The following is a 12,201-nucleotide window of genomic DNA, read 5'->3' on the forward strand; positions in this document are numbered from 1 at the left end:
TTCAAACCGCGAGGGACGCCATGAACGTCATCAACGGCATGCCGGCTCACGCCCTATGGCTGCACTTCGTCCTGGTGCTGGTGCCGCTGACCGCCCTGCTGGTGATCGTCTGCGGGTTATGGCCGGCGGCCCGGCGCGGACAGCTGCTGTGGCTGACGCTGATCCTTGCCGTGGTCACCATGGTGTTGACGCCCATCACCATCAACGCCGGCGGATGGCTCTACGACCTGAGGGCGAACCCCAGCCCGATCTTGCGCGAGCACGCCGAGCGGGGCAGCCTGATGGCCTATTTCGCCGGCGCGTTGCTGGCGACCGCGGTCGTGCTCGTCGTCGTGCGGGTGATCGAACGCCGATCCGACAAGGGCCGCGCCGCCACCCGGACACTCGTCGCGATAGTCGCGCTGGCGGTGGGGATCTCGTCGATGGTCCAGATCTACCGGGTGGGCGACGCTGGTGCTCAATCCGTCTGGGGCACCGAGATCGCGCGCCTGACCAAGAACCACGCGGGCTGAGGGCCCCCTGTCGGCCAAAAGCAGGACGGCCGATCGCGATTCAACCGGCGGGCGTGAGTAGAAACAACCGGAATCGGCGCCGGCCGGCGCGTTCCTGGGCGAGGCGATAATTCGGCCAGGACGCCAGCGCCTTGCCCCACGCTTCATCGCGTTCCGCGCCATCGAGCAGGCGCACCGCCGCCACGCAACGGTGCCCACGCCGGCGCATGGTGACACGTTGCGCCGCTTTGAGATTCGCGGACCAGGATGGGTGGCGTGCGTGCCCCCAGTTTGCTCCGATCAGCAACAGGGCCCCATCGAGGGGGACGTATTGCACGGTGGCGCTGCGGGCGAGGCCGGTTTTGCGACCAGAGACGGTGATCCGCACGTTGGGCAGGCCGGCCACATCCAAAACGCCGAGGCGTCCGCTGGTCAGGAAACGCAGCGCGGCTTCGAGCCACTCCACGAGCCGGTGACCGTTCAGGATCAGCACGCGGTAGACCGTCGGGTTGCGGGCCCACCGCTGCAGCGGATTCATGCGACGACTGTATGGCCCCCGGTGCCGGACTAGGGCGACGCGTCGATGAAATACCGCTGACGAACCGGGGTTTCGGCGACGGCCCGCGACCGATCGCCGCCGGATAAATAAATTGCTTGATTTAATCCGGCGCGGCGTGTTCACTGAGGCGATGACCGCCGAGCGGGTCGCCCGCTCCGATAGGTCGACAAGCACTCGCGAGGCGATCTTGTCGGCCGCCGAAGTGCTGTTCGCCGAACGCGGGATGTACGCCGTGTCCAATCGGCAGATCAGCGAGGCGGCCGGGCAGGGCAACAACGCCGCGGCGTGCTACCACTTCGGCACCCGGGTCGACCTGCTCCGCGCGATCGAGAGCAAGCACCGCGAGCCGATCGAGGAACTGCGCGCCCAGATGTTGGGCGCCATCGGCGAATCGAGCGAGCTGCGGGACTGGGTCGGCGCGCTGGTTCGCCCGTTGACCGATCATCTGTCCGCGCTGGGCACCCCGACCTGGTACGCCCGCTTCGCCGCGCAGGCGATGGCCGACCCGACATACCGGCATGTGGTCACCAAGGACGCCCTGGCGTCACCGCTGCTGGTCCGCACGCTCGACGGCATCAACCGCTGCCTGCCGGAGCTACCCAAGCGAGTGCGTGCCGAACGGATGGTGATGGTGCGCAACCTACTCATGCACACCTGCGCCGAACACGAGGGCGCACTGGCCGAACACGGACCGCGGTCGCGGTCGGCGTGGCCGGTGGCCGGCGAAGGGCTGATCGACGCGATCGTCGGCCTGTGGCGCGCGCCCGTCCACGTGGGTGCGGCCGGCGGCCAGCCAGGACACACCACCGCGCAGGCCGACAACAGAGGAGCACGATGACCGCAGGATCCACCGCCACCGATCTCCCGGAGTTCCCGATGGCGCGGGCCCCCGGCTGCCCGTTCGCCCCGCCCCCGAAGGTGTTGGCGCTCAACGCCGACAAGCAGCTGAGCAGGGTGCGGATCTGGGACGGCAGCACCCCCTGGCTCATCCACGGCTACGACGCGATACGCGCGCTGTTCACCGATTCCCGCACCAGCGTCGACGACCGGTTGCCCGGCTATCCGCACTGGAACGAAGGCATGCTGGCCACGGTGCACAAGCGCCCCCGCTCGGTGTTCACCTCCGACGCCGAAGAACACACCCGGTTCCGCCGGATGCTGTCTAAACCGTTCACGTTCAAGCGGGTTGAGGCGCTGCGACCGGCGGTCCAGAAGATCACCGACGACCACATCGACGCCCTGCTCGCCGGCCCGAAGCCCGGTGACATCGTCAGCACCCTGTCGCTGCCGGTCCCCTCACTGGTCATCAGCGAACTGCTGGGCGTGCCCTACGAGGACGCGGAATTCTTCCAGGCTCAGGCCCAGCGGGGCATGGGCCGCTACGCGACCGAGGAGGACACCGCCCAGGGTGCTGCCTCGTTGGCCAAGTATCTGGCCAATTTGGTGCGGGCGAAAATGCAAGACCCGTCAGAGGATCTGGTATCCGACCTGGCCGAGCGGGTCAACGCCGACGAGATCAGCGTGCGCGAGGCCGCGCAGTTGGCCACCGGCGTGCTGATCGCGGGCCACGAGACCACGGCGAACATGATCAGCCTCAGCATCGCGGCGTTGCTCGAACACCCGGATCAACGCGCCCTGTTGCACGACACCGACGATCCCAAGGTCATCGCCACCGCGGTCGAAGAGCTGATGCGCTACCTGAGCATCATCCAGACCGGGCAGCGCCGAATCGCCGTCGAGGACATCGACATCGGCGGCGAAACCATCCGCGCCGGTGACGGCATCATCCTCGACGTCGCCCCCGCGAACTGGGATGAGCGCCAGTTCCCCAACCCCGACCGGCTGGACCTGCTGCGCGAGGACGGGCCGCACGTCGGGTTCGGCTACGGACGCCACCAGTGCGTGGGTCAGCAGCTGGCGCGCATGGAGTTGCAGATCGTCCTGCCCACCCTGCTGCGCCGCGTCCCGACCCTGCGGCTCGCCGTGCCACTGGATGAGCTTCCGTTCAAACACGACGCGCTGGCCTACGGTCTCTACGAGTTGCCCGTGACATGGTGAAACCCGATCTCGCGCTGGACGTTCCCGACCTGCGGGGCAGATTCGCCGTCGTGACGGGGGCCAACAGCGGTCTGGGGTTCGGCCTGGCGAAGCGGCTGTCCGCCGCGGGTGCCGAGGTGGTGCTGGCCGTCCGCGACGGGGCCAAGGGCGAGCGGGCGGTCGCCGACATCCGCCGGGAGGTGCCGCAGGCCAAGCTCACCATCAGGCAACTCGACCTGTCGTCGCTACCGAGCGTGGCCGGGCTGGCCGAAGAGCTGACCGCGGAAGGCCGCCCGATCGACATCCTGATCAACAATGCCGGCGTCATGACGCCGCCGCGCCGGCAGCAGACCCGTGACGGATTCGAATTGCAGTTCGGCACAAATCATTTGGGGCATTTCGCGCTGACCGGACGGTTGCTGGGCTTGCTGCGGGCGGCGGAGTCCGCGCGGGTGGTGACGGTCAGCAGCCTCGCCGCGACCCAGGGCAATCTCGACCTCGGCGACGTCAACGCGCAACGCGGCTATAAACCCATGCGTTCGTACGGGGTCGCCAAGCTGGCGCAATTGATGTTCGCCGTCGAATTGGATCGGCGCAGTCGATGCGGGGGGTGGGGATTGATGTCCAACGCCGCGCACCCGGGTCTGACCAAGACGAACCTGCTCAGCGGCGCGTCGTACGGTCGCACCACACCGACCTTGCAGGCCCGGTTGACGCAGCTGACGTGGCGGCTGCTGCCGTTCATGTGGCTCGACATCGACGAGGGCATCAAGCCGACGCTGTACGCCGCGGTGTCCCCGGATGCGCAGGGCGCCACATACTACGGGCCGCGTGGCTTCTACGAAACGGTCCGGGGCGGTGTCACTTTCGCGAATGTCCCCCGGCTGGCGCGCAGCGAGGCCGACCTGCGCGAGCTGTGGGGGCTCTCCGAACGGCTCACCGGTTTCAGCTATCCGGATTGACCTCAGAAAGTGGTGATAGATGGCGTTCGTTGGTCGCAGTGACGTCAAAGATCCGGGTGCGCAGCAGGACCAGTGGGAACGCCTGGCGCGCCGGCGTGAGCGGTTGTACGCCGACGACGAACAGTTCCGCAATACCAAGCCCGACGACGAAATCGCCGCGGCCGCACGCGCTCCGGAGCTGCGGATCGCCGAGGTGATGGCCACCGTCCTGCAGGGCTACGCCGGGCGGCCGGCGCTCGCGCAGCGCGCCCGCGAGGTCGTCACCGATCCGCAAACGGGCCGTTCGGCGCTGAACTTCCTGCCGCGCTTCGAGACGATCACCTATGCCGATCTGTGGGCGCGGGTGCAGGCCACGGCCGCCGATTGGCATCACCACCGACGGTTCCCGGTTCGCGCCGGGGACTTCGTCTGCGTGCTGGGGTTCGCCAGCATCGACTACACGGCCATCGAATGCGCCTGCATCCACCTCGGCGCCGTGGTGGTGCCCTTGCAGACCAGCGCACCCGCCGCCCAGCACGCGCCGATCCTCGCCGAGACCCGGCCGCGCGTTCTGGCCGTGGGCATCGACAACCTCGCGACCGCCGTCGAGGCGGCCTTGGCGGGCACCGCGCCCGATCGCTTGATCGTGTTCGACTACGAGCTGCGCGACGATGACCAGCGCGCCGCCTTCGAGGCCGCGGTCGCGCGGCTGTCCGAGGCGGGCAGTGCGCTGACCATCGAGACGATCGATGCCGTCGCCACCCACGGCGCGGTCCTGCCACCCGCGCCCCTGCACGTCGCCGCGGCGGGCGAAGACCCGTTGGCCTGGGTCTTCTACACGTCGGGCAGCACCGGCACGCCCAAGGGCGCGATGTTCACCGAAAGCCTTTGTATAGGGACCTGGTTGGCGCAATCCGACCAGCCCGTCATCACGCTGAGCTACATGCCGATGAGTCACTTGATCGGTTACGGATATGTAATCCTGACCCTCGCCAACGGGGGCACCAGCTATTTCGCCGCCAAGAGCGACCTCTCGACACTGTTCGAGGACCTGGCACTGGTGCGGCCCACCTCCATGAGCCTGGTGCCACGGGTCTGTGAGATGTTCTTTCACCACTACCAGCGCGAGCTGGACCGCCACGTCATGGCCGGTGCCGACCCCGATACCGCCGGGGCGCAGATCACCACGGCGATCCGCGAGGAGATCTTGGGTGGTCGCGTGCTGGCGGTGGGTTGCGGCTCGGCCGCGTTGTCGCCGGAGATCAAGCGGTTCATGGAGGAGGTGCTCGATCAGCACCTGCTGATCGGCTATTCGTCCACCGAGATCGCCGGCGGGATGATCGTGGCCGACGAGCACGTGCTGCGGCCCCCGGTCATCGACTACAAACTGCTCGACGTACCCGAACTCGGCTATTTCACCACCGACAAGCCTTATCCGCGAGGCGAATTGGCGGTAAAGTCGGCTCGCTTCATGGCCGGCTACTACAACCGGCCCGACCTGACCGCCACGATGTTCGACGAGGACGGTTACTACAAGACCGGTGACATCATGGCCGAGGTCGGCCCGGACCAGTTGCGCTACGTCGACCGCCGCAACAACGTGATCAAGCTCGCCCAGGGTGAGTTCGTGGCGGTCTCTCGCCTGGAGGCGCTGTATTCGACCAGCGCCCTGATCCATCAGATCTACATCTACGGCAACAGCGCCCGCTCCTTCCTGCTGGCCGTGATCGTGCCGGCCGAAGGCGGCGCCGACGCGTCGGCGATCGCCCGGTCGCTGCGGCAGATCGCACGCGACAACCACCTCAACGGCTACGAGATCCCCCGCGAATTCCTGATCGAAACCGAACCGTTCAGTCTGGCCAACGGCTTGCTGTCCGGCGTCGGAAAGTTCCTACGACCCAAGCTCAGAGAGCGCTACGGTGAGCGGCTCGAACAGCTCTACGCCGACATGGCCGACGACCAGCTCGGGCAGCTTCGCGCCCTGCGCACCGGCGGCGCCGATCAGCCGGTGCTGGCCACCGTCACCAAGGCGGTGCAGGCCACCCTCGGCGTGCCCGCGGCCGATGTGTCCCCGGAGGCGCGATTCATTGACCTGGGCGGTGATTCCCTTTCGGCGCTGACCTTTTCGACCCTGCTTACCGACATCTACGGCGTCGACGTTCCGGTCGGCGTGGTGATCGACCCGACCGGTGACCTGCTCACCATCGCCGACCACATCGAACGGCATCGGGACTCCGACGTACTGAGCTTCGCGTCGGTCCACGGCACAGACGGCGTCGAGGTCCACGCCGAAGACCTGACCTTGAACAAGTTTCTCGACGACGACATCCTGAAGTCCGCGACGCTGCTCCCACCGCCGACAGCCGAGGTGCGCACCGTTCTCCTCACCGGCGCAACCGGTTTCCTCGGCCGTTTCCTCGCCATGGAATGGCTCGAGGGGGTTGCGGGCCAGGACGGCAACCTGATCTGCCTCACCCGGGGTGCCGATGCCGTGCAGGCCCGTCAGCGAATCGAGGCGGCGCTGGGCTCGGATCCCACGCTGCTGGAACGCTTCCGGTCCCTCGCCGCCGATCATCTCGAAGTCGTCCCGGGTGACATCGGCAAGCCACGGTTCGGGCTGGATGAGGCGACGTGGCGGCGCCTGGCCGACACCGTCGACCTCGTCGTGCACCCGGCGGCGCACGTCAACCACGTGCTGCCCTATCGCCAACTTTTCACGCCCAATGTCGTGGGCACCGCCGAAATCATCCGGCTGGCAATCACGGCCAGGCTCAAGCCGATTCACTACGTCTCCACCCTGGGGGTCAGCGCCGTCGCCCATCAACTCGTCGACGAGGACACCGACATCCGCCGCTCGGTGCCCAGCTGCACAATCGGCGACGACTACGCCAACGGTTACGGGATCAGCAAATGGGCCGGCGAGGTCCTGATGCGCGAGGCACACGACGTGTGCGGGTTACCGATTGCGGTGTTCCGGCCCGGCATGATCCTGGCCGACAGCCGGCACGCGGGACAGATCAACGTGCCTGACATCTTCACCCGGCTGCTGTTCAGCCTGGTCGCCACCGGCGTCGCTCCGCGCTCGTTCTACCGGGGCGCTAACGATCCGGACGGCGCCCGCCCACACTACGAGGGTCTGCCGGTGGACTTCCTGGCGGACGCGATCGCCTCGATCGGGCCACGGCACGGCATCAGCTTCGACACCTACAACACGACAAATCCGCACGACGACGGAATCTCGCTGGACACCTTCGTCGACTGGATCGTCGCGGCGGGCTATCCGGTCGAGAAGATCGACGACTATCCGGCCTGGCTGGCGCGGTTCGAGACGGCAATGCGCGCGCTACCCGAACGCCAGCGCGCACAGTCCGTCCTCGGCGTGCTGGACGTCTACCGTGAACCCATGACCGCGATAGCCGGGTCGCCGGTGCCCGGGGCGCGATTCCGGGCGGCCGTCGAACATTCGGGTCGCACCATCCCGCATGTCTCGCAGCAGTTGATCGAGAAGTACCTCGAAGACCTGGAACGGATCGGTGTGCTCTCCCCCCGGTTCAAAACGTAGGTGATCGCAACGAAGGGACGATGATGTCCAGCCCAGCCCAAACGCTTTACCCCGAAGGCGTGATCGGCGCGCCCAAGGATCGCCGCGGTCACGCCGCGGAGTTCAGCACCGGCCTGCCACCCGGCACCGAGGTGTTCTCCGCCGACAATCACATCTCGGTGGCCGATGACATCTTCTACCAAGGCTTTCCCGACGAGCTCAAGGAGCAGGCCCCGCGGATCTGGTATGAGGACGGCGCGTATCTGCTCGGGTCGCCCGGGCAATCCATGGTGGTCGGCGATTTCAGCGCGGTGCTCATGCAATACGACGATCTGGCCGGGGCGGCCACGAACAACGTCGAAGCCCGGGTTCGCGAGCTCGCCGAGGACGGCGTCGACAGGGAACTGGCCTTCCCCAACGCGGTGCTCGCGCTGTTCCACCACCCTGACCACCAGATCCGCGACCGGATCTTTCGCGTCTACAACGAGCACATCGCCGGCGTTCAGGAACGCTCCCGCGGGCGGTGCTACGGCGTCGGACTGATCAACTGGTGGGATCCGGCCGGCGCGCGCCGCACCTTGGCCGAGTTGAAGTCGTTGGGGCTCACCACGTTTCTGATGCCGATCAGCCCCGGCAACGATGCCAACGGCCAGCCCATCGACTATTCGAGCGCGGCGATGAGTGCGGTCTGGGATGAGATCGAGGAGGCCGGGCTGCCCGTCACGCACCACATCGGCGAGAGCCAGCCCAAGTTTCCCAGCGAGGTCAACAGCGTCGCGGTGGCCATGATGGTCAACATCGACTCATTCCGGGAGATGTTCTCCAAGTATATCTTCGGCGGCATCCTGGACCGGCATCCGCAGCTGCGGATCGGCTGGTTCGAGGGCGGCATCGCGTGGGTGCCGACGGCCCTGCAGGACGCCGAGCATGTGCTGGCCTCCTACCGGCACATGCTGGCGCACCAACCCGAGCGGGAGGTCCGCCATTACTGGGATGAGCACATGTGCGCCTCGTTCATGGTCGATCCGCTGGGGCTGCGGCAGATCGAGGAGATCGGGATCGACAAGGTGATGTGGTCATCCGATTATCCGCACAACGAAAGCACTTTCGGCTATTCGGAGCGGTCCCTGGCCGCCGTGGTCGACGCCGTCGGTGCGCAGGACGCCGTTCGGGTGGTCGGCGGCAACATCAGGAATTTTCTGGGGATCTCGGCATGACGAACTCGGTGGCCGCCCGCACCTCGGCGCTCGATATACCCGACGAACCCGACTGGGCCCGCATGCGCATCGAGACAGGAGCGCGGCTGCGGTCCGCCATGTCCGAGCACGGCGTCGACGCGCTGATCCTGCTGATGAACGGCTACGTCGGATACGCGACCGGGGTGAGTTGGCCGCTGTTGGACGCCGGCCTGTCCCACGTCGAGCGTCCGGTCGCCGTCGTGCTCGCCGACGACGTGCATCCACACCTGTTCATGCCGTTGCGCAGCGGGGCGTCCGCGGAGTACCCCGTGCCAGACGACCACCTGCACGGCCCCGCCTACCTCGAGTTCGACTCCGGCGTCGAGGATTTCGCTCGGAAACTGTCCGATCTCATTCCGCCGGGCGCCAGCGTGGCCGTCGACGAACTCACCGGCGCCATGCGCCGCTCGACGTCCACGCTGTTCCCGGGTGGCCCGCCGACCGACGCGGCGATCGTGCTCGGGGCGGCGCAACTGGTCAAGACCCGCGACGAGCTGTCCTGTCTTCGCAGGGCCGCCCGCATCACCGAACAGGCGATCGTCGACGTGCAGGAGGCGCTGAAGCCGGGCGTACGACAGATCGATCTCTCGGCCACCTTCGTGCGGCGGGCGTTCGAACTCGGTGCCACCACCAACATGCTCGAGGCGATCTGGCAGGTGATGCCGAGTTCGCGGGAAGCCGGCGTGTGGACGACGCACGGCGATCTGGCGCTGCCCCTGCTGCCCACCGACCGGGAGCTGTCCGCCGGCGACGTGCTGTGGACCGACATCAGCATCACCTACCACGGATACTGTTCGGACTTCGGCCGCACCTGGATCGTCGGCGACCGGCCCACGCCGCGGCAGCAAGATCAGTTCCGGCAGTGGCGCACGGTCCTGGACGCCGTGCTCGCCGTGACCAAAGCCGGTGTGACTTCGGGGGATTTGGCGCGCGCCGCGATCACGGCCAACGGTGGCCGCAAACCATGGCTGCCGCATTTCTATCTGGGTCACGGCATCGGCACCTACCCCGCGGAGGCGCCGATGATCGGAACGGATCTCGGCGCGGAGTTCGACGACAACTTCGTCTTTCCGCCCGGCATGGTGCTGGTTCTGGAGCCGGTGATGTGGGAGGACGGCACCGGAGGCTACCGCAGTGAGGAGATCGTGGTGATCACCGAAGACGGCTACGCGCCGATCACCGACTACCCCTACACCCCGTATGGCGACTGAAGTCCTGCCCGACGCGCGCGAATTGCGTTCGGGCCGAAGGGAACGGGCGCTGGCCCAGATGGCGGAGCACGACCTCGACATCCTGGTACTGGGCCGGCAGGCCAATATCCGCTACGTCACCGGCGCCCCGCAGCTATGGATTGCCGGCACCCGCCCGTTCGGCCCGATGTGTGTGCTGGTGCGCGACACCGGAGACATCTATCTCAACAGCACCGACGACGAGGGTGTGCCGGAGGAGATCGGCCACGACCACCTCTACGGGCTGGCCTGGAACCCACTGACCCTCATCGACGTCCTGAAGAAGATCGAGGGCGCCGACGCGGCACGGCGGGTCGGAACCGATGCGATCACACCGACTTTCGCGGCGTTGCTGCCCGAGGCGTTCCCCAATGCCGAGCTGGTCGACGCGGAGCCCGCCATGCGGGCGGCGCGACGCATCAAGACGCCGGACGAAATCGCGGCGATGGGCCAGGCCGTCCGGGTCGCCGAACACGGACTGGCAACCGCGCTCAGCGAATTGGCGCCGGGCGTGTCGGAGCGGACGCTGGCTGGGGTGATGATGGAGGCGATGGCCGCGGGCGGGGTGAGCACGCCGGCGACCCAGGACGCCGCGTGGGTGACGTCGCGCGAACAACCGTGGCGTCGCGCCGCCGCGTCCGAGGTCCGGCCGGGTGACCTCGTCGCGTTCGCCGCGGGCGCACTGGCGAACGGCTATGTCGCCGAGGTGGGGCGGACCCGGCCGGCCGGCGATACCGTCACCGACGAGGTCCGCACGCTCTTCGAGCGCTCGCATGTGTTGTACGACAAGATGGTTGCCGCATGCCGCCCCGGCGCGTCCACCCGCGACCTGCTCGCCGCCTACGCGACGGCCGGTGAGCCGGTGCCGCCGATGCCGGTCGCGCACGGGCTGGGGTTGGGGTTCGATCCGCCCGTGGTGTCCGAAACGCTGCTGGCCGCGGGCGAACACGACGTGCTCGAGGCGGGGATGGTGTTGGCGATCACCGGATATGTGTGGCGAGAGGGCCTCGGCGCGGTGTACCGCCGGGACACCGTGCACATCACCGTTAATGGTGTCGATGTACTGACCACCAGTCGATCGTGGGGTTAGCGGCTGAAATAACTTGTGCCACTTTGGTTTCAGTGGTCACAAAGCGGGACGTTTTGTCGGTGGGCATCGCTAGTTTGGCGGTGTGAGTGATGAGCAGGATGTCGAGGCGGCGTTCGACGCGCTCGATGCCGCCTGGGATCGGGTGTGCGCGCTGAACGTCGACGCGCTGAAGCCCCGGCAGCAGTTGGCGGTGTTGGCGCGCTGCGAAAAGCAGCGCCGGCGCATCCCGGCCGTCGAGCACCCCGTGATCAATTCCCTGGCCCGCCAAGCACCCTCGGTCGAACTCGGCGCCACGGTGGTCCACGCCATCGCCGAGGCGACGCTGATCAGCCGCGCCGAAGCCGCCCGCCGCCTCAACGAGGCACGCGATCTGGGCCCACGCCACGGCCTGACCGGCGACCCGCTGGGCCCGATGCTGCCCGCCACCGCCGCCGGACAACGCGACGGCACCCTGGGCGCGGGCCAGGTCGCGGTGATCCGCAAGTTCTACCACCAGCTGCCCGGCTGGATCGACATGCCGACCCGCGAGCGGGCCGAAGCGCGGCTGGCCACCGAAGGCAGCCGGTTTCGCCCCGAACAACTCGCCGGGCTGGCCCGCACCCTGGCCGACTGCCTCAACCCCGACGGCACCTACACCGACGACGACCGGGCCCGCCAACGCGGTCTGACCCTGGGCAACCAGCAACCCGACGGCATGTCGCCGTTGCGCGGCTGGCTCACCCCCGAAACCCGCGCCACCCTGGAAGCCGTCCTAGCCAAACTCGCCGCCCCCGGCATGTGCAACCCCGACGACGACACCCCGTGTGTGGACGGCAGTCCCAGTGAACAGGTGATCGAACGGGATTCGCGCAGCACCGCCCAACGCAACCACGACGGACTCAACGCCGCACTGCGTGCGCTGTTAGCGTCGGGAGAACTGGGTCAGCACAACGGGTTACCCGCCTCCATCATCGTCACCACCACACTGCAAGACCTCGAAGCGGCGGCCGGGCGCGGGTTGACCGGCGGCGGCACCCTGCTGCCGATGAGCGATGTCATCCGCCTGGCCCGCCACGCCCACCACTATCTGGCCATC

At 67.6% G+C, this 12,201-nt stretch carries 10 protein-coding genes; 9 read left to right on the forward strand and 1 reads right to left on the reverse strand.

Annotated features, from left to right (window positions below):
• Positions 1–20 precede the first annotated feature (20 nt).
• Entirely contained in the window at positions 21–512 is a 492-nt protein-coding gene (locus A9W96_RS28475; protein ID WP_066880669.1) for a DUF2231 domain-containing protein, read from the forward strand.
• A 40-nt stretch (positions 513–552) separates the two neighbouring features.
• Here A9W96_RS28475 and A9W96_RS28480 read toward each other — a convergent pair whose 3' ends face one another.
• On the reverse strand, positions 553–1,029 hold the full coding sequence (locus A9W96_RS28480) for a nitroreductase family deazaflavin-dependent oxidoreductase (RefSeq protein ID WP_067144542.1): 477 nt from the start codon (positions 1,027–1,029) through the stop codon (positions 553–555).
• A gap of 136 nt (positions 1,030–1,165) precedes the next feature.
• Here A9W96_RS28480 and A9W96_RS28485 point away from each other — a divergent pair, with 136 nt between their 5' ends.
• The 8 genes from A9W96_RS28485 to A9W96_RS28520 form a co-directional block, all read left to right on the forward strand.
• The gene (locus A9W96_RS28485; protein ID WP_066861317.1) at positions 1,166–1,888 is read left to right on the forward strand and encodes a TetR/AcrR family transcriptional regulator; all 723 of its coding nucleotides are present in this window, start codon (positions 1,166–1,168) and stop codon (positions 1,886–1,888) included.
• Positions 1,885–3,108 (forward strand): cytochrome P450, encoded by a 1,224-nt coding sequence (locus A9W96_RS28490; RefSeq protein WP_067144543.1) that lies wholly within the window; start codon positions 1,885–1,887, stop codon positions 3,106–3,108. Before A9W96_RS28485 ends, A9W96_RS28490 begins: the two co-directional genes overlap by 4 nt.
• Positions 3,102–4,049, forward strand: coding sequence for an SDR family oxidoreductase (locus A9W96_RS28495; protein ID WP_067144544.1), 948 nt, complete (start codon positions 3,102–3,104; stop codon positions 4,047–4,049). The genes A9W96_RS28490 and A9W96_RS28495 overlap by 7 nt, the downstream gene beginning before the upstream one ends.
• A 19-nt stretch (positions 4,050–4,068) precedes the next feature.
• Positions 4,069–7,590 carry a carboxylic acid reductase gene (gene car, locus A9W96_RS28500; RefSeq protein ID WP_067144545.1) on the forward strand — a complete coding sequence of 1,174 codons (3,522 nt, stop codon included), beginning with the start codon at positions 4,069–4,071 and terminating at the stop codon, positions 7,588–7,590.
• A gap of 23 nt (positions 7,591–7,613) precedes the next feature.
• Positions 7,614–8,786, forward strand: coding sequence for an amidohydrolase family protein (locus A9W96_RS28505; RefSeq protein WP_067144549.1), 1,173 nt, complete (start codon positions 7,614–7,616; stop codon positions 8,784–8,786).
• Positions 8,783–10,018: a Xaa-Pro peptidase family protein gene (locus A9W96_RS28510; RefSeq protein ID WP_067144546.1), complete on the forward strand. Its 1,236-nt coding sequence runs from the start codon at positions 8,783–8,785 to the stop codon at positions 10,016–10,018. Before A9W96_RS28505 ends, A9W96_RS28510 begins: the two co-directional genes overlap by 4 nt.
• Complete coding sequence (locus A9W96_RS28515) at positions 10,008–11,126, forward strand: Xaa-Pro peptidase family protein (protein ID WP_066861300.1); 1,119 nt, start codon at positions 10,008–10,010, stop codon at positions 11,124–11,126. The genes A9W96_RS28510 and A9W96_RS28515 overlap by 11 nt, the downstream gene beginning before the upstream one ends.
• An 82-nt stretch (positions 11,127–11,208) precedes the next feature.
• On the forward strand, positions 11,209–12,201 hold a 993-nt coding region (locus A9W96_RS28520), incomplete at its 3' end, for a 13E12 repeat family protein (protein WP_067144547.1).

It is taken from the genome of Mycobacterium sp. 1245852.3 (assembly GCF_001669335.1).
In the GTDB taxonomy this organism is placed as follows: Bacteria; Actinomycetota; Actinomycetes; order Mycobacteriales; family Mycobacteriaceae; genus Mycobacterium; species Mycobacterium europaeum_A.